Annotated in this window: 1 protein-coding gene; it reads right to left on the bottom strand. The window is 36.0% G+C overall.

Annotation, left to right across the window (positions count from 1 at the left end; translation table 11 throughout):
* Positions 1-695, bottom strand: a 695-nt coding sequence (locus P6733_RS17865; RefSeq protein ID WP_306354314.1) for a hypothetical protein, incomplete at both ends; no start/stop codon positions are given.

The raw sequence follows: 695 nt of genomic DNA, 5'->3' as shown, positions 1-695 counted from the left end.
AATTCTGCATCATTTGCCTTCTTCTTCATCTCTTTACAAGGAGTAGTTGCTGCTTCCTCAGGATTATTTCCTGCTCCGCCACTGCTTCCGCCATAATTCCACCATCCAGAATTAGAAGGATTTGAATTTGGGCCTGTTAGTGGTCCATAGGCTAACCATACATCTCTAATGCCTCCTTGTCCAGGAGAACTACTTCCATCTACTTTTACAGGATCCAGTATACCACCATCAATTGGGTCATCTGGTATAAGTGGAACACCTCCTTTATTACTTTGTTCTCCTGTATTATAAACTAATTGGTGTGTGATAATACCATTTTTTACATTATATCCACTAGAGAAATTTCCTTCCAAATCAGTAATAAGAATTACTCCGGTAAAGTTTTCATCTGTACTACTCTGGTCGCGTCGCGTACTAAAAACGCGTGCAATAATTTCATTTTCCAATTTAAATAATATTACTCTACTGTAATATTTTGGATAAGCAATTACTGCTGGAATTACCGTTATTTTTTGATCGCTATTAATCAATGGTTCATGACTAATTTGGTCTTGGAACAATGTTACAAAAATTGTAGATAATGTATCCTTTGTTTCTTTGGCCTCTTTATCTGAATTGAAAAGTTTATTGTGATTAAGGTAAGCTTTGGCCTCTTCTAGGCTTACTGTAGTAATGGTTCTTGAATTAGTGTTGTT

The sequence above is a fragment of the Flavobacterium aerium genome, assembly GCF_030766725.1.
Classification (GTDB): domain Bacteria; phylum Bacteroidota; class Bacteroidia; order Flavobacteriales; family Flavobacteriaceae; genus Flavobacterium; species Flavobacterium aerium.
This window is presented reverse-complemented; position numbering and strand designations above follow the sequence as displayed.